We start from the raw sequence: 16748 nt of genomic DNA on the forward strand, positions 1-16748 counted from the left end.
TTGCGCTAACGTCCGCACCGGACGCCTGGGCGGATTATGGTTGAAACCAGCCGCCATGGGCCCCGGTGCTACGCTGCGCGCATGTTCAATCCTTCCCCCGAAGACGTACGCCGCTTCTTCTGCGGCGTCTACGCCAAGAGCCGCCAGGGCCAGCCGCTGGAGGCGCTCGAAACCATCGCCGCCGGCTGGATCGACCAGCATCCCGAGTACCACGCCGACCTGGCCGACGCCGACGCCGCCGTCACGCGCGTGTACGACGGCAAGGACGGCCGCGAGAACCCGTTCCTGCACTTGTCGATGCACCTGTCGATCAGCGAGCAATGCTCCATCGACCAGCCGCGCGGCATCCGCCAGGCCGTCGAACTGCTGGCCGCACGGCGCGATTCACTGCTCGAGGCGCACCACGAAGCGATGGAATGCCTGGGCCGGATGATGTGGGAGGCGCAGCGTGCGGGCCGGCCGCCGGACGGCGAGGCCTACATCGCCTGCGTCCAGCGGCGAGCGACCCGGGATTGACGCCCTCCGGCATTGCCTAAGATGGGGCGATGAACAACACCGCAAAAACCAGGACGGGAGACAACGTGCAGTCACCGCACACACCCTTGCCCGAGTACTACCGCGACGAGGCCGATCACCAGCGCTACCTGCGCCGAATCTTCGACGAGACGGCAAGCGACTACGACCGCATCGAACGCGTTCTCGCGCTGGGCACCGGCCCCCGCTATCGCCGCATGGCGCTGGAACGCGCGGGCCTGCGTTCAGGTGACAAGGTCATCGACGTGGGCATCGGCACCGGGCTGGTGGCACGGGAGGCGCTGGCGCTGATCGGCTCGACCGGCAGCCTGGTCGGCGTCGATCCGAGCCCGGGCATGCTGGGCCAGGTCAGCCTGCCCGGCGTGCAACTCAAGGTCGGCCGGGCCGAACAATTGCCCTGCGACGACAACCAGGCCGACTTCCTCAGCATGGGCTATGCGCTGCGCCACGTGTCCGACGTCGGCCAGACCTTTGCCGAGTTTCATCGGGTGCTGCGCCCGGGCGGCCGCCTCGTCATCCTGGAGATCAGCCGCCCCGAGAGCGCGCTCGGCAACACCTTGCTCAAGGCTTACATGCGCACGCTCGTCCCGATCATTGCCCGCGTCGTCGCGCGCCAGCGCGGCACGTCGGAACTGTGGCGCTACTACTGGGACACGATCGAAGCCTGCATCGCGCCGGCGCAGGTCCTGGCGGCCCTGCAGGCGGCCGGCTTCGAGACGGTGGCGCGTCACAAGGAAGTCGGGATCTTTTCCGAGTACACGGCCATCAAGCCGGGTTGACCCTGGCTGGCGGGCTTGCGCCACGCCGACCGGGCAAGGCGCGACCGCTGTGCACAGAAGCGGTTCAGCTGTTCTCTGTTCCAGCCCTGGCCAGCGCGTCGATCCTTGCCTTGAATGCCTCCAGATCAGCTCGCGTCACGATCGGGCCCGTGCTCGGTACGACCAGTTCGAAGTCAAGTTTCAGGGTCTCCGTCAACACGTGTCCCCATCCCACGAAGCTCCCGCCCGCGGCCACGTCCAATGCCGGCGTTCCGGGTGTGAAGAGACCGCCGACCGCGACGATTTTCATGTCGGGGAAGTACACAACCGTGCTGTCGTTTGTGTTGGCGTTGCCAAAGTGCCTGAGTTGGATCTCGACACCCCCGATCCGCATCGCGTAATCGCGGTCGTAGGTGATCACCGGCGGGGCGGGCGTCCCTTCAGCGGTCGTGAATGCAGGGAGATTTGCGACCGCGTTCTGCTGCGCGATGACCCTGACCCCTGACGCGGCGAACTGGGCGCTGTTGCCAGCGTGCATGTCGAGGTGATCCGTGAGGATGAGTGCCCGCAGCGGCAGGTCCGAGAGCTTGGTGGTCTTTCGGATCTGCGACATCAGTGGCCGATAGTTTCCGGGAAGCTTGCCGTCCACCAGGACCCATCCGTTCGCGCTCATGCGCAACAGCGAATTGCCCCCGCCTCCCTTGATCAGGTAGAGGCCGGTCTTGACCAGTTCGGTCTCCAGCGTCGGGGCGACGTAGGCGGCACTTCCCGGTGGCGCTGCATGCGGCTCTTGTTGTGCCACCGCACCAGGCGATGCACCCAGCGCGGCCAGGATCAACGCGAATCGGGCAAGCACCGGGTGTTGAAAACGCATCCGCCCCGTACCCGGCCATCCACCAGTTTGCGCGTTCATGCTTCTACTTCCCGTTCTTCGAGAACGCGTAGAACTTGTTGTTCCCTGTGTAGCCCGGGATGCCAAGGTGGGCGTAGCCGGAGCCCCAATAGATCACGCCATCCACGACGGATGCGCCCGCGTTGACAGAGGAGCCAGCCGCGTAGCTCCAGAGCGTCTGCCCCGTTGCCGCACTCAATGCCAGCATGGTTGGCGCACTCGCAGAGCCAGCCATCGAGGACGCGAACACCACGCCATCGATGACGGTCAGGGCGCCAATCGCGATCGCCCCGTTGGGATCTCCGACCTGCCACAGGATGGCGCCCGTTTCAGGATCCAGCGCGGACCATGATCCACCGCCGCCGACGCTGGTCGGGATTCCGTAGAAGTTGGCATTCGACACATAGATTCGCTTGCCATCGGTTGCCGATCCCCACTCCATGCCGCCGAGCGACGAGCCGGGCCCGACCTGCGTGTGCCAGATTTCCGCACCGGTGTCAGGGTCGAGCGCGAAGTAGATCCCGCTCTTTTGCCCTGCACCGAGGAACTGCTTCAGGCGACCGCGGCTGTCGACGTAGGTGACCAGGTTCGGAGCGGACGCGAAGTCGAAATCAGGGCCTGCATTGGCCGGACAGTTGCCGGGGTTGACCGGCGTGAAGCAGGCCACGTTCCAGTTGTCGCTGCCGTCTGTCACGCCTGGCTGATTCCACGTCACGAACGTCTTGCCCCACTTGACCTGGCCCGTGAGCAGGTTGAGTGCCACGACCGCATCCACATAGTTGCTGGGCGAGTTGCAGGAAGCGGCGGTCCCGCCCGCCGCGATGCAGGCGACGTAAGCAGGGTCGGTGGGAATGCTGTAGTTGTTGCCGGTCGCGACGAACACGGTCCCGCGGATCGCATCGATGACGAAGTTGCTGCCCCAAACGCCGCCGCCGGAATAACCGGTTGGCACCATCGGTGTCTTCCATGCAATCTTGCCGACGTTCTTGCCGCTGATATTCACGGCGACGACGCTGCCCCGCCCCTTGCAACAGACAAACCCTGGGACAAAACCCGCGAGGCCTTCTTCGTTGGATGCGATGCCGGTGTAGAGAAGGCCACCCACGACGGCGGGCGACGCGGTGATCATGGCGTAGGGGTTGTCTGCCGGTGTCTCGAGCTGCGTCTTCCAGATCAGGTTTCCGGAGTTGGCGTCGATCGCCAGTAGCCATGCACCTTCCTGCGTTCCGATGTAGACCACCCCACCGGCAACCGCAGGGGTCGTGCGCGAGTGCGTGTTGGCGGGCAGCCCGTATTCGGAAAGTTGGCGGCCCCAGACCTTGGCCCCGGTCTTGACGTTGACCGACCACAAGTACCCGCCCCAATCCGGGAAATACGCGCGCCCATTGACGACGGCCGCGCGAGCCGACACGTCACCGCCAGTCGTGAAGGTCCATTTCACTTTCAGCTTGCTCACGTCACCGAGGGAACCAGATCCCAGGATGTTGTTCCCGGTGTTCCAGAGGTTCTGGCCGAACATGGGCCAGTCGGTCGTGATGATTGCCGAAGTCGAACTGCTGTTCGTCGTGGCGGATGTCGTGACTGCCGAAACCGCCGTGGGGGCGGCCAGCGCCGAAGAGGCGGCGATGCTGGCCGGCGCGCCGACGGCGGTGGACGCGCTTGCGCTGGCCTCGACCGCGCCAGCGGGCACTGGAACAAATACAAGCGCCAGGTAACCGACCAAAGCGTAACAAGCGTCCAGAATTCGCCCTCTTCCCTTCAATTTCTCAATAAAAAAATCAAGACGCGCGCAGGAAGCCATACCGCCCTCCGTTCGGGAAGAAAGCACCTCTTCACCTCTGTCGAAATGACAGATTGAATTGATGCAAAAATAATGAAGCACCCTCGAAAAAATATTCTTTTGAGCAACCCCTTATTGATTTGGTGCGAGTATGCGGCGCGCACATGAATTGTCAACGAACAGTAACGTGACAAATAGTTTTTGGCGTGTCGGCGTGAGACCGTCTTTCAAAAACGTCTTGTATTTGCGACGGAATCCATAAATCTTGCACAAATATCCGTTCAACTGTTCATTAAAAAGAACATGGTCGGATCTTGTCTTGAATTAAAAACATCAAGGACGCCATAAATTCCAAAGGCGCTCTGGCTGAGATACGTACTGGCGTGCAGATGCTTGATGAACCAGACCGCGAGTCCGGCGCCTGCAAGGGTGATAAGCAGCGTCGGCCCCTCCCGGCGGGCAGAGACGGTGCAACATTCGACGCCGCCGTCGCCCCCGTCGAAGCAAACGTCTGCACAAACGGATTGAATATCGCCCCACCGAGAGTTGCAGGATCTGCCGTGACATAACTGCCGCCAACGCAAGTGGATTGCCCGCCTCACGCCGCAGCAACCGGAATATCTACGGCGAGATCCATGTCTTCCGGATCAGACCTGGCCTGTGCCCCCATGACGACGCCAAGACCAATATGGCAGTCCGGAACGAGCGAAAAAAGACACGCGACTCCTCCGTCATGGAGGAGACACATTCCCGATGCCATTTTTCTCTGTTTTTGGCCGCATGGAGAGCGACTACCCAGGCATTTTCTTTTTCTCTGCAGCAGCTTTACTGATGCGCCGCACACGCCAACGACGCTATGAAAATTCGAAATCCGGGATTAGTTACCTTCGGCAGGCCAATGCGGCCCAGTGGACTTCGGGCCGCAGCCGTGGGAGCTGATGGCCGGTGGGTTCCAGGATCTCGGGAGGAGCCGGCAGCTGCACGCCGGCGGCGAGGCATTCGCGCAGCAAGAGCACGCCGTCGGCGTGATCCCGCTCCCAGACCCATCGCCCCAGGCAGCGATGAACGCCTTCCTGGACTTACTTCAGGATCGTCTCGCCCCGCAACTGCCCCATGTCCCGGATGTTGAACCGGTGCCGCTTCCACCCCGCATAGGTGCGGCGCCAGTTGAACAGGGAGACGGTGTAGTACACCACCTTGAACATCCACAACGAGCGGCGATAGGCCCAGCCCTGGTGGATGTCGGCCGCCAGCAACGACATCAGCCCCTGCTTCACGTTGAAGATGTTCTGCGGGTGCATGAACATGTCGCGGATCGTCGGGTTCGTGACGCGGTAGATGAACCACGAATAGTCGCGCGGCCCCACGCGCATGCGGGTCTCCACGGCCTCGCGCGCCGCCGGGAGTTCGGCCGGCCGGTCGAGCGCGGTCTGCACCAGCTTCGCGCCGTCGAAGGCGCTTTGCATCGCCAGGAACACGCCCGACGAGAACATCGGGTCGATGAAGGTGAAAGCGTCGCCCAGCATCAGGTAGCGCTCGCCGGTGGCATGCGTGCTCGAGTAGGCGAAGTTGCCGGTGGCGTGGACCTTGTCGTCGACGAGGGTCGCATCTTTCAGGCGGTCGTTCAGCTCCGGGCACATCGCGATAGTGTCGAAGAAGTAGTCCTTCAACGGCTTGTCGCGCGCCTTCAGGTAGTAGGCCCAGCACACCGCGCCGACGCTGGTCGTGCCGTCGGCCAGCGGGATGAACCAGAACCAGCCGTGCTCGAACCAGCAGATGCTGATGTTGCCCTCGCGCCTGCCCTCCAGCCGCCGGGCGTTGCGGAAGTGGCCGAACAGCGCGGTGCTGTTGTGCTTCGGATTCTTCTGCTTGCACTTGAACTTGTTGGCCAGCACCGTGTCGCGGCCGCTGGCATCGACGACGAAGCGGGCTCGCCAAGTGCGACGTGCACCGTCGTCCAGGTCCGCCTGCACGGTGGCGCCCGTGCTGTCGAAATCGATCTCGCGCACCCGCGCGCCTTCCATGGCCACCGCGCCCACTTTCGCGGCATTGCGGAACAGCAGTTCGTCCAGTTCGGAGCGGCGCACCTGCCAGGCCGAATCCTTGGTCGGATCCCAGCCTTCGGAAAAATCGACATAGCTGCAGTAGTCGAGGTCCGGCGGCACGAACTCGATGCCGAACTTCGGCATGCCGATCTTCTCCACCTGCTCGCGCACGCCGAGCCTCTCGAACAGCTCGACGTTGCCCGGCAGCAGTGATTCACCGATGTGGAAGCGGGGGTGGTGTTCCTTCTCGAGCAGGACCACGCGGCGGCCTTCGCGCGCGAGAAGTGCGGCAATCGTCGAACCGGCAGGGCCTCCGCCGACGACGAGCACATCGCATTCCTGAACTGCATCCATGGGCTGACTTCTCCTGGGATTGAGCAAACTATTGGGTACATATTGTGCCGCCGCGGCACTTACCCACCTACCGTCCGACCCGGGGCCTCGCGCGCAGATTGCCATGCGCAATCACACATGGGCGCGAGCAAGTACTCCCACAAAGCAAGGTGGCGCGCGGCGCCCGCAGGTTGTAAGCTGAAAAGTTGGGCCGTCGCCCAAAGGAGACTCTGATCAAGTCTGCCGCATGGGCGCGTACCCTCGGCTCCGGATGGGATGGGATGCAAGGCGCAAACCGCAGCCATGGCCGTAGCGATGGCGAGGATTTGCAACGCCGCAGACCGCCCGAGCCGGGGATGCACGCTCCCGGCAGACTTGATCAGAGTCCCCCTGACAAACAACCTGGAGATAGCGCCATGGTGGAGACAAGGACCGACGACACGACGACCGCGGCCAGCAGTGCCAAGCTCGACGTCGACGTGGTAGTGGTGGGCGCCGGATTTTCCGGCCTCTACATGCTGCACAAGTTGCGGCAACTGGGCTTCTCCGCACGCGTGCTCGAGTCCGCCGGCGACGTGGGCGGCACCTGGTACTGGAACCGCTACCCCGGCGCGCGCTGCGACATCCCGACCACCGACTACACCTACAGCTTCGACCCCGAACTGGAAAAGGCCTGGACCTGGTCGGAGAAATACGCGACCCAGCCGGAGATCCTGCGCTATGCCCAGTTCGTGGCCGAGCGCTACGACCTGCGGCGCGACATCGACTTCAACACCCGTGTGGTCGCCGCCCGCTGGGACGAGGCCGCCGCGCGCTGGCGCCTGCGCACCGACACCGGCCAGGACATCACCTGCCAGTTCTACGTGATGGCCAGCGGCTGCCTGTCGCTGCCCAAGGCGCCGGACATCCCGGGCGCCGGTCGATTCAAGGGCGAGGTCTACCTCACCGGCCGCTGGCCGCACGAAGGCGTGGACTTCACCGGCAAGCGCGTGGCGGTGATCGGCACCGGCTCCTCGGGCATCCAGTCGATCCCGCACATCGCCGCGCAGGCCAGCCAGTTGACCGTGTTCCAGCGCACGCCCAACTTCTCGATCCCGGCCGGCAATGGCCCGGTGCGGCCCGAACGGCTCGCGCCGCTCCAGGCCGATCGTGACGCCTACCGTCATGCAGCCAAGTGGTCCCGCGCCGGCGTGCCGAACGAGCCCACCCAGATCTACGGCCGCTACAGCCCGCCCGAGGTGCATCGCGAGCGCTTCGAGGCCGCCTGGCAGTCGGGTGAGTTGATCCCGATCCTGAGCGTGTTCGCCGACCAGATCTTGTTCCGCGACGCCAACGCCATCGTGGCCGGCCTGGTGCGCGAGAAGATCCGCGGCGTCGTGCAAGACCCGCAGATCGCCGACCTGCTCTGCCCCACCGACCATCCCTTCGGCACCAAGCGCCCCTGCCTGGACACCGGCTACTACGCGACCTTCAACCTGCCCCACGTGCGGCTGGTCGACCTGCGCCGTCACCCGATCCAGAGCATCACCGAGACCGGCATCGAACTCGCAGGCGAAGCGCTGGCCTTCGATGCGATCGTCTATGCCACCGGCTTCGACGCGATGACGGGCGCCATCGTGTCGGTCGACATCACCGGCCGCGACGGCCTCACGCTGAAGCAGAAGTGGGCCAGCGGCCCGCGCACCTACCTCGGCCTGATGACCTCTGGCTTCCCCAACCTGTTCACCATCACCGGCCCGGGCAGCCCGTCGGTGCTGTCGAACATGATGGTCTCGATCGAGCAGCACGTCGACTGGATCGCCGACTGCATGGCCCGGTTGCGCGCGGACGGCATGACCGCCATCGAGCCCACCGACACCGCCGAGGCCGGCTGGGTGCAGCACGTCGACGACTGCGCCAACATCACCCTCTATCCGACGGCCGACTCCTGGTACATGGGCGCCAACGTGCCGGGCAAGCCGCGCGGCTTCCTGCCGTACGTCGGTGGCGTCGACGCCTACCGCGCAGCCTGCGACGAGGTGGTGGCACGCGACTGGCTGGGCCTCAAGCGCAGCGGACCGCAGGTCACGCGCTGCACGGACGGCGTGGTCCGGCGCCTGCAGCCCGATGTGGCCATGGTCCTGCAGATGATGGCAGCGATGAACCTGCCGACCTTCGATTCGCTCCCCGTGGACCATGCCCGCGGCCTGCTGCAGCAACTGTCGGCGGCTCGCCCGCCCGGCCCCGTGATCGGCGAGACCGTCGATGGCACCCTGCCCGGAGCAGCCGGACCGCTGCCATACCGCCTGTACCGGCCGAACACGCCGGGACCGCATCCCGTGGTCGCCTACTTCCACGGCGGCGGCTGGGTGCTGGGCAGCCACGATTCCGACGACCCCCTGTGCCGCGACCTGTGCCAGCGCTCGGACACATTGATCGTCTCGGTGAACTACCGCCACGCCCCCGAGGCCCGCTTCCCCGCCGCAGCCGACGATGGGCTGGCCGCCGTGCGCTGGATCGCCGATCACGCGGCCGACCTGGGCGGCATACCCGGCGAACTGGCAGTAGCAGGCTGGAGCGCCGGTGCCAACGTCGCGGCCGTGACCTGCCAGCAGGTGCGCGACCAGGGCGGGCCGGAGATCTCGGGCCAGCTGCTGCTGACACCGGTGACCGACTGCGACATGAGCACCCCCTCCTACGTCGAGAACGCCGAAGGCTACGTGCTGACCGCCCCGTTGATGAAGTGGTTCTGGGATCACTACGCCGACCCGGCCGATCGCCCGCATCCCAAGGCCTCGCCACTGCGCGCCAGCGACCTGTCGAACCTGCCGCCCGCCTTCGTCGTCACCTGCGAATTCGATCCGCTGCGCGACGAGGGCATCGCCTATGCCAAGGCACTGGCCGCCGCCGGCACGCCGGCACGCTGGATCACCGCACGCGGCCACACCCACACCTCGCTGTCGATGATCGACGTGGTGGTCTCGGGCGAGCCAGTGCGCGGAGAGATGGCCGATGCGTTGCGGGGCTTCTTCAAGGTCGCGGTGCCGGCCTGATGCAGTGGCGCCACAGGGGCCGGATTTTCGGGCGGCGCCACCCGGGCATTCGGCGATGCATGCCGTGCAGGCCCGTGCAGCCCATGTAGGCAAAGTTCTACCGAGCGAAAGTGCTTCGTCCGATCCCTTGCACCGCTCCCGATGAAATCATGGTCCTCTTTGCGAATGGAGTACCCCATGCCCACACCCGACAAGACCCTCATCGACCTCGAGACGAAGTTCTGGCAATCGATGGTGGACCAGGACACCGACGCCGCGCTGGCGCTGCTCGACAAGCGCGCGCTGATGGTCAGCCCGCAAGGGACGATGCAGTTCGACCACGCCGGCTATCGAAAGATGGCGGAGCAGGGAACGATGGTGGTGAAGTCCTTCGAGCTCAGCGACGTCGAAGTGTTTCAGCCGAACGACACGACCGCCATCCTGACCTACCGCGTGAAGCAGGCCGTCTCCAGCCGCGGCAAGCCGGAAAAGAGCACCACGGCGGACATGATCGACACATCGACCTGGGTGAAAGCCAAGGACGGCTGGCGCTGCGTGGCACACACGGAAGTTCCCGCCGCGGCGAAGCATTGAACGGTCATTGATCCCCTGCGGGTCCCCCGCGCTCCCTTTCGCTCGCCCGCCTGGATGCAGGTCGTCGAAGGCCTGCGGGCAGCGGCGCCGGCGTGCGCAAGGTCGCCCTGGTTTTGCGCACGCCGGCGCTGCGATCGCAAGGACTCAACTTGCGGATCGCTTGCGCGAAGCGCCCGCTTTCGCAGGACCCGCAGTCCGCTTCGTCTTCGGCTGGCCCTGGCGCGCGGCGTCGCGCAGCAGGCCCACCATCGCCGCACAGGCCGGCGAACCTTCCGCCTCGCTGCGCATCAACAATCCGACCGGCTCCTCCGTGCCTGGCGTGTCGATGCGCAGCTTCACCAGCGTACCGGCCTGGAAATCGTCCCGCGCCGCGCCCAGCGGCGTGACCCAAACTGCATCGGAGGCAGCCACCAGCGCACGCGCCACCATCAGGTCCAGCGTTTGCAGTGCATCGGGCGGCACGGCAAGGCCGCGCGAACTGAAGAAGCTCTCCGTGTTGTGGCGCGGAATGGTGCCCTGGCCATAGACCACCAGCGGATAGCCCAGCACCGCCTGCACCGAACTCGCCCGCCGCGCCAGCGGATGGCCCTTGCGCACCGCGAACACCAGCGGCTCCGTGTACAGCAACTCGAAGCTCAAACCCGTCATGAGACGCGGGTCGCTGATGCGCCCGGCCACCAGATCAAGTTCGCCAGCGCGCAGTTCGTCGAGCAGCACGGCATTGGTCGCGCTCTTGACCATCACCTGCAGCGCGGGCCAGTGCGCGCGCAGTCGAGCGAGCGCCTGCGGCAGCAGCGCGGGCGCCACGCTCGGCAGCGCACCGATGCGCAGTCGCTCCAGCCGCGCGCCGGCTGTTGGCGCGATCGCCTGCGCGCCGGCATCGACCGCCTCCAGCACCCGCAAAGCATGCGCCAGCAGTTGCTCGCCAGTGGGCGTCAGGCCTTGCACGCCGCGCCGCCCCGCGCTGCTGCGCTCGACCAGCCGCGCACCCGCCAGTTCCTCGAGTTCGTTCAAGGTCTTGGAGATCGCTGGCTGACTCACGGCCAGCCGCTCCGCCGCCCGCGCCAGGTGCCGCTCCTGCGCAATTGCGACGAAGCAGCGCAAGTGGCGCAGCTGCACGTTGCGCGAAAACGCCAAGGCCGGCGCGGCGTCCTTTTTCATAACCAATGCTTATTGAAAATCTGTGATTGTTCAATTTACATCAACTAACGAGACCTCTAAAGTCAGGGCTCCTCACGAGACCCTTCCCCTGGAGACACACCCCATGCTGGACCGCACCAAGACGCCCGCCAAGACCATCGCACCGCGCGACTTCGAGAGCCACCCCTCGTACATCTACCCCGGCTACAAGTCGACCGTGAAGCGCGGCCCGACGCAGCCGCTAATCCCGCTCAAGGCCTCCATCGGCGAACTGCAGCAACCGGTCTACGGCCACAGCAGCATCGGCGAGTTCGACAACGACCTCACCCGCAATGCCCGCCGCAACGGCGAGCCGCTCGGCGAACGCATGATCCTCACCGGCCAGGTGATGGACGAGCGCAAGCGCCCCATCCGCAACACGCTGGTCGAGATCTGGCAGGCCAACGCCTCCGGCCGCTACGTGCACAAGGTCGACCAGCACGACGCGCCGCTGGACCCCAACTTCCTCGGCGCCGGCCGCTGCATGACCGACGACGAAGGCCGCTACCGCTTCCTCACCATCAAGCCCGGCGCCTATCCCTGGGGCAACCATCCCAACGCTTGGCGTCCGCAGCACATCCACGTGTCGCTGTTCGGCGAACACTTCGCCAGCCGCCTGGTCACACAGATGTACTTCCCCGGCGACCCGCTGATGCAATACGACCCGATGGTCACCGGCACGCCGGCCAAGTACCGCAACCGCCTCGTGGCCGACTTCAGCCTCGACATCACCGAACCCGACTACGCCCTCGGCTACATCTTCGACATCGTGCTGCGCGGCGCCGATGAAACGCCTTTCGAGAACCGTTGAACTGACACAAGCAAGGAGACCCACGCCATGATGAGCGCACTCGAAACCAACTTCGGCCAGACCCCTTCGCAAACGGTCGGCCCCTACTTCGCCTACGGCCTCACCGCCGCCCAGTACGGCTACGACTTCGACCAGCCCTTCGATGCCACGGTGGCGCTCGACAACGCCACCGGCGAACGCATCCGCCTCGAAGGCCGCGTGATCGACGGCGACGGCGTGCCGATCTTCGACGCGCTGGTCGAGATCAGCCAGCCCGATGGCGAAGGCCGCTATCCGCAGACCGTGGAGGAGGCCAACGAGATCGGCTTCCGCGCCTTCGGCCGCTGCGGCACCGGCACCGACGCGCACAAGCGCTTCGTGTTCCACACCGTGAAGCCGGGCGCCGAGGCGCCGGGCGAAGCGCCGCACATCAACGCGATCATCACGATGCGCGGCATGCTGCTGCACGCCTTCACGCGCATCTACTTCGGCGACGAAGTTGAAGCCAACGCGAAAGACGCGGTGCTGCAAAGCGTGCCCGAGCAGCGCCGCAACACGCTCGTCGCGCAACGCCACGAGCAAGGCGGCGCAGTGGTGTATCGCTTCGACATCCACATGCAAGGCGCGCAGGAAACCGTCTTCTTCGACGTCTGAAGGTGCGAATCTTTCTACTGCGGCCACCGATCTCGGGCCTTGCGGTGTTGGCTCCGGCATACAAGCGCTTGCGCGCAGTTGTTAGCCTCGCCGCAACTTCGTTGTCACCGCACGAGCGTGCGGTTCCGCGCCGCAGACCCGACCTCGGCACCCTCGCTACGAGATCTTCACACCTTCAAACCGGTCGTCCATCCGGACAGCAAAAAGCCCGCGATGCGGGCTCTTTTACGGGTGCAGAAAAAGCCTGGTCGGCTTATTTCGCCTTGTGAATCATCGACTCCGGCACCGTCTTGAGCTCACCCGGCACCGCGCTGATGTAGCTCGCCAGTTGCTTCAACTCGGCATTGGTGAAGTTCTTGGACTGGCCGCCCATGATCGCGTTGGAGCGGCTGACCATCGGCTGGTGTGACTTGTACGACTTGAGCGCCACCAGCAGGTAGTCGGCATGCTGGCCGGCCAGCTTGGGCACGGTGCCGTCATTCGGCGTGTTGAAGTTGGCGCCGTGGCACTTGGTGCAGTTGTTGTCCTTGTCGCGCGCGATCAGGGCCTGGACCGTGTCATTGGGCGGCGGGGCGGTGGGCGGCGCCGCATCGCCCTGGGCCATGCCGAGCGTCGCGTAGTACGCGCCGAGGTCGGCCATGTCCTGGTCGGTCAGCGTGTCCGCGATGGCGCGCATCGTCGGATGCTTGCGGTCGCCGGCCTTGTACGCATTGAGCGCGGCCACGATGTAAGTCGCGCTCTGGCCCGCGATCTTGGGCACCTTGTAGATCTCGGGGAAGCTGGCCTGATAGCCGATGATGCCGTGGCAACCCACACACATGGCCGTCTTCTTGCCCCCGTTTTCGGCATTGCCCGTCACCTTCTGGGCATTGGCCGAGACCGTCACGCAAGCGACAGCGAGGGCAAACATCGTGGTCAACAACTTGTTCATTTTGCGCGCACAATCTCGTGGAGAAATCAGATTTCAGATCAACATTTGATTATATGCAGGGCGCATTGCAGCCCCGGCGCAAGGCATCGAATGCAGCGCATCGCAGATCGAATGTGTTTCCTTTTCACCCACAGCTCCACCGATCCAATGAAATTCCAGGGCTCTGACAACTACGTCGCCACGCAAGACCTGATGCTTGCGGTCAATGCCTCCATCACGCTCAAGCGCCCGCTGCTGGTCAAGGGCGAACCCGGCACTGGCAAGACCATGCTCGCCGAGGAAGTGGCCGCCGCACTGAAGCTGCCGCTGCTGCAGTGGCACATCAAGTCGACCACCAAGGCCCAGCAGGGCCTCTACGAATACGACGCGGTGAGCCGCCTGCGCGACTCGCAACTCGGCGACGAGCGCGTGAAGGACATCCACAACTACATCGTCAAGGGCGTGCTGTGGCAGGCCTTCACGGCCGATGCGCCGGTCGCGCTGCTGATCGACGAAATCGACAAGGCCGACATCGAGTTCCCGAACGACTTGCTGCGCGAACTCGACCGCATGGAGTTCTATTGCTACGAGACGCATGAACTCATTCGCGCGAAACATCGCCCGGTCGTCTTCATCACCTCGAACAACGAGAAGGAACTGCCCGACGCCTTCCTCCGCCGCTGCTTCTTCCACTACATCAAGTTCCCCGACGCGGCGACGATGAAGCAGATCATCGACGTGCACTTCCCCAACCTGAAGCAGGAACTGCTGACGGCTGCGATGAAGACCTTCTACGACGTGCGAAACCTGCCCGGCCTGAAGAAGAAGCCATCGACCTCCGAATTGCTCGACTGGCTCAAGCTGCTGGTCGCGGAAGACATCCCGGTGGAAGCGCTGCAAAGCAAGGACGACAAGGTCGCGGTGCCGCCGCTGGTCGGCGCGCTGTTGAAGAACGAGCAGGACGTGACCCTGTTCGAGAAGCTCGTCTTCATGCAGCGCCACAACCGCTGAACCCGCAGTGCCAGGGCAACCGCATCCCACCAGTCAATTGATGATCCTCGGCGTGGCGCAGGCCGCGCTGTTCCTGGTGGGCGCCTCGCTCGGCCGCTGGCTCGGCCTGGTGCTGGGTTTCGATGCGCTGGGCGATGGCTATGGCAACAGCACGCTGGTCGGCATCCTGCTGATCGGCCTGGGCGGTGGCGGCGGCGCGCAACTCGCGCGAGCCTGGTACCGGCGCAAGTACGGCGATCCCCGCGTCTGAGCGATCGCCGCGTCTGAGAAATTGAAGAGCATGGCTTTCGTAGAACCCGTCACCCTGTCCAGCCGCGGCATCGCACTCGTGCCGCTGGCCCTGTCCCACGAAGAAGGCCTGAAGGCGGCCGCCGCCGACGGCGAGCTGTGGAAGCTTCGCATCACTTCCGTGCCCGAGCCGCAGGACACGCGCGCCTACATCGAGACGGCGCTCAAGACCGCGGATCGCTTTGCCTTCGCCGTGACCGACGAGGCCACCGGCACGGTGCTCGGCAGCACCAGCTATCACGACATCCTGCCCGCCGTGAAGCGCGTGGAGATCGGCTACACCTGGTACGCCGGGCGCTGCCAGCGCACGCACGTCAACACCACCTGCAAGCTGCTGATGATGTCGCATGCCTTCGATACCCTCGGCTGCAACGTGGTGGGCTGGCGCACCGACAATTTCAACTATGCATCGCAGGCCGCCATCGAGCGCCTCGGCGCACGCAAGGATGGCGTAATCCGCGGCCATGCCATGCGGCGCGATGGCACGATCCGCGATACCGTGATGTACAGCCTGCGCTCGGGTGAATGGCCCGAGGTGAAGGCGCAATTGCTTTACCTGCTGGACAAGCCAAGAGGCGAATCCACGGCCAAGGAGTGACGCAACATGCTGATCGATTTCTTCTACACCTTGCGCTCGGCCAAGCTGCCGGTGTCCGTCAAGGAATACATGATGCTGCTGGAGGCGCTGCAGGCCGACGTGGTCGGGCCGAACTCCGACGGTGCCCACAGCCTCGATGACTTCTACTACCTCAGCCGTACCACGCTGGTGAAGGACGAGAAGCACTACGACAAGTTCGACCGCGCCTTCGCCGCCTACTTCAAGGGTGTCGAGATGCTGGCTGACTTCACCAAGGAGGTGCCGCTCGACTGGCTGCGCAAGACGCTGGAGCGCGAGTTCACCGCCGAGGAAAAGGCCAAGATCGAGAAGATGGGCTGGGACGAGCTCATGGAAACGCTGAAGAAGCGCTTCGAGGAACAGAAGGAACGCCACGAGGGCGGCAACAAGTGGATCGGCACTGGCGGCACCTCGCCCTTCGGCCACGGCGGCTACAACCCGCAGGGCATCCGCATCGGCGGCGCCGGCAAGAACAAGAGCGCCGTCAAGGTCTGGGACCAGCGCGCCTACAAGGACTACGACGACTCGCAGGAACTGGGCACGCGCAACATCAAGATGGCGTTGCGCAAGCTGCGCAAGTTCGCCCGCGAAGGCCACGAAGACGAGTTGGACCTGGACGAAACCATCAGCAAGACGGCGGCCAACGCGGGCTACCTCGACATCAAGATGCGGCCCGAGCGCCACAACAACGTCAAGGTGCTGCTGCTGATGGACGTGGGCGGCACCATGGACGAGCACGTACAGCGCGTCGAGGAACTGTTCTCCGCCGTCAAGACCGAGTTCAAGCACCTGGAGTTCTATTACTTCCACAACTGCGTCTACGACTTCATGTGGAAGAACAACAAACGCCGTTTCTCCGAGAAGTTCGCGACCTGGGACATCCTGCGCAAGTACAACAAGGACTACAAGCTCATCTTCGTCGGCGACGCGACCATGAGCCCCTACGAGATCCTGCAGCCCGGCGGCAGCGTGGAATACAACAACGAGGAAGCCGGGGCCGAATGGATCCAGCGCCTGACCCACGCCTTCCCCAAATTTGCCTGGATCAACCCGGAGCCACAAGGTGTTTGGCAGTACCGGCAGAGCATTGCAGTAATGCAACAATTGGTATCACATCGGATGTTCCCGCTGACGCTGAAAGGCTTGGACGAGGCGATGCGCCTACTGTCAAAGTAGGTGCATTCCGGCACATCTGGTCGCTTTTTCGAGGTCTTATAGGCCTTATGCCTACACGCGACCGCGTACACTTCCCGTTACATTAGTACTTTCTATGTTCACATTCCGCAAGAATTGGGCTAGGAGGACCGCGCCACAGGGCGTGCCTGGAATTCTTGACGGGACCGCCCGCTTATT

16 protein-coding genes are annotated in these 16748 nt (G+C 64.4%); 11 read left to right on the top strand and 5 right to left on the bottom strand.

Annotation, left to right across the window (positions count from 1 at the left end):
- The first annotated feature begins 81 nt into the window (after positions 1 to 81).
- A complete protein-coding gene (locus WKW82_RS36615) occupies positions 82 to 516 on the top strand; it encodes a DUF1841 family protein (RefSeq protein WP_340348107.1) in 435 nt (144 codons plus the stop codon).
- A gap of 29 nt (positions 517 to 545) precedes the next feature.
- Positions 546 to 1313 (top strand): class I SAM-dependent methyltransferase, encoded by a 768-nt coding sequence (locus WKW82_RS36620; RefSeq protein WP_340348109.1) that lies wholly within the window; start codon positions 546 to 548, stop codon positions 1311 to 1313.
- A 64-nt stretch (positions 1314 to 1377) separates the two neighbouring features.
- Here WKW82_RS36620 and WKW82_RS36625 read toward each other — a convergent pair whose 3' ends face one another.
- Together WKW82_RS36625 and WKW82_RS36630 are read right to left on the bottom strand one after the other, a co-directional pair.
- Positions 1378 to 2205, bottom strand: a complete 828-nt coding sequence (locus WKW82_RS36625) for an MBL fold metallo-hydrolase (protein WP_340348110.1) — start codon at positions 2203 to 2205, stop codon at positions 1378 to 1380.
- A gap of 4 nt (positions 2206 to 2209) precedes the next feature.
- Entirely contained in the window at positions 2210 to 3640 is a 1431-nt protein-coding gene (locus WKW82_RS36630; RefSeq protein WP_340348112.1) for an outer membrane protein assembly factor BamB family protein, read from the bottom strand.
- 37 nt (positions 3641 to 3677) lie between these two features.
- Between WKW82_RS36630 and WKW82_RS36635 the strand changes: the two genes are divergently transcribed.
- Positions 3678 to 3899 (top strand): hypothetical protein, encoded by a 222-nt coding sequence (locus WKW82_RS36635; protein ID WP_340348113.1) that lies wholly within the window; start codon positions 3678 to 3680, stop codon positions 3897 to 3899.
- A 1144-nt stretch (positions 3900 to 5043) separates the two neighbouring features.
- Here WKW82_RS36635 and WKW82_RS36640 read toward each other — a convergent pair.
- Positions 5044 to 6363: an NAD(P)/FAD-dependent oxidoreductase gene (locus WKW82_RS36640; protein WP_340348114.1), complete on the bottom strand. Its 1320-nt coding sequence runs from the start codon at positions 6361 to 6363 to the stop codon at positions 5044 to 5046.
- A 395-nt stretch (positions 6364 to 6758) separates the two neighbouring features.
- On the opposite strand from WKW82_RS36640, the gene WKW82_RS36645 reads away from it, so the two are divergent.
- Together WKW82_RS36645 and WKW82_RS36650 are read left to right on the top strand one after the other, a co-directional pair.
- On the top strand, positions 6759 to 9374 hold the full coding sequence (locus WKW82_RS36645; RefSeq protein WP_340348115.1) for a flavin-containing monooxygenase: 2616 nt from the start codon (positions 6759 to 6761) through the stop codon (positions 9372 to 9374).
- Positions 9375 to 9551: 177 nt separating this feature from the next.
- The gene (locus WKW82_RS36650) at positions 9552 to 9947 is read left to right on the top strand and encodes a nuclear transport factor 2 family protein (RefSeq protein ID WP_340348116.1); all 396 of its coding nucleotides are present in this window, start codon (positions 9552 to 9554) and stop codon (positions 9945 to 9947) included.
- A gap of 144 nt (positions 9948 to 10091) precedes the next feature.
- Here WKW82_RS36650 and WKW82_RS36655 read toward each other — a convergent pair whose 3' ends face one another.
- A complete protein-coding gene (locus tag WKW82_RS36655) occupies positions 10092 to 11108 on the bottom strand; it encodes a LysR substrate-binding domain-containing protein (protein ID WP_340348117.1) in 1017 nt (338 codons plus the stop codon).
- A 103-nt stretch (positions 11109 to 11211) separates the two neighbouring features.
- On the opposite strand from WKW82_RS36655, the gene pcaH reads away from it, so the two are divergent.
- Together pcaH and pcaG are read left to right on the top strand one after the other, a co-directional pair.
- On the top strand, positions 11212 to 11937 hold the full coding sequence (gene pcaH / locus WKW82_RS36660) for a protocatechuate 3,4-dioxygenase subunit beta (RefSeq protein ID WP_340348118.1): 726 nt from the start codon (positions 11212 to 11214) through the stop codon (positions 11935 to 11937).
- Positions 11938 to 11964: 27 nt separating this feature from the next.
- Complete coding sequence (gene pcaG / locus WKW82_RS36665) at positions 11965 to 12570, top strand: protocatechuate 3,4-dioxygenase subunit alpha (RefSeq protein WP_340348119.1); 606 nt, start codon at positions 11965 to 11967, stop codon at positions 12568 to 12570.
- A 253-nt stretch (positions 12571 to 12823) separates the two neighbouring features.
- On the opposite strand, the gene WKW82_RS36670 is transcribed toward pcaG, so the two are convergent.
- Entirely contained in the window at positions 12824 to 13501 is a 678-nt protein-coding gene (locus tag WKW82_RS36670) for a c-type cytochrome (protein ID WP_340348120.1), read from the bottom strand.
- 147 nt (positions 13502 to 13648) lie between these two features.
- On the opposite strand from WKW82_RS36670, the gene WKW82_RS36675 reads away from it, so the two are divergent.
- The 4 genes from WKW82_RS36675 to WKW82_RS36690 are packed head-to-tail and all read left to right on the top strand — an operon-like array spanning position 13649 to position 16571.
- Positions 13649 to 14491 carry an AAA family ATPase gene (locus tag WKW82_RS36675; protein ID WP_340348121.1) on the top strand — a complete coding sequence of 281 codons (843 nt, stop codon included), beginning with the start codon at positions 13649 to 13651 and terminating at the stop codon, positions 14489 to 14491.
- 7 nt (positions 14492 to 14498) lie between these two features.
- Positions 14499 to 14741 carry a hypothetical protein gene (locus tag WKW82_RS36680; RefSeq protein ID WP_340348122.1) on the top strand — a complete coding sequence of 81 codons (243 nt, stop codon included), beginning with the start codon at positions 14499 to 14501 and terminating at the stop codon, positions 14739 to 14741.
- Positions 14742 to 14771: 30 nt separating this feature from the next.
- A complete protein-coding gene (locus tag WKW82_RS36685; RefSeq protein ID WP_340348123.1) occupies positions 14772 to 15377 on the top strand; it encodes a GNAT family N-acetyltransferase in 606 nt (201 codons plus the stop codon).
- A gap of 6 nt (positions 15378 to 15383) precedes the next feature.
- A complete protein-coding gene (locus WKW82_RS36690; RefSeq protein ID WP_340348125.1) occupies positions 15384 to 16571 on the top strand; it encodes a vWA domain-containing protein in 1188 nt (395 codons plus the stop codon).
- The last annotated feature ends 177 nt before the right edge of the window (positions 16572 to 16748 follow it).

Origin of the sequence: Variovorax rhizosphaerae, assembly GCF_037889975.1 — a bacterium.
GTDB lineage: Bacteria > Pseudomonadota > Gammaproteobacteria > Burkholderiales > Burkholderiaceae_C > Variovorax > Variovorax rhizosphaerae.